Source organism: Alkalicoccobacillus porphyridii, assembly GCF_007293315.1.
Taxonomy (GTDB): Bacteria; Bacillota; Bacilli; order Bacillales; family Bacillaceae_D; genus Alkalicoccobacillus; species Alkalicoccobacillus porphyridii.
On sequence record NZ_VLXZ01000393.1, the window covers coordinates 1 to 240 of the forward strand.

Here is a 240-nt window from a genome sequence, read left to right on the forward strand (position 1 = left end):
GAAACCGTCAATGGCTTTGGCCCGAACGACGTGATCCTCGATATCCGTTCTGTCGATGAGCAGGAAGATAAGCCACTGAAAGTCGAAGGGATTGACGTGGTTTCTCTGCCGTTCTATAAACTGAGCACCAAATTTGGCGATCTCGACCAGAACAGAACCTGGCTACTGTGGTGTGAGCGCGGGGTGATGAGCCGTCTGCAGGCGCTCTATCTGCGCGAGCAGGGCTTTAACAATGTGAAG

At 52.9% G+C, this 240-nt stretch carries 1 protein-coding gene; it reads left to right on the forward strand.

Annotation, left to right across the window (positions count from 1 at the left end):
• A partial coding sequence (thiI, locus tag FN960_RS24705; RefSeq protein ID WP_368854077.1) for a thiazole biosynthesis protein occupies window positions 1-240 on the forward strand: 240 nt, incomplete at both ends.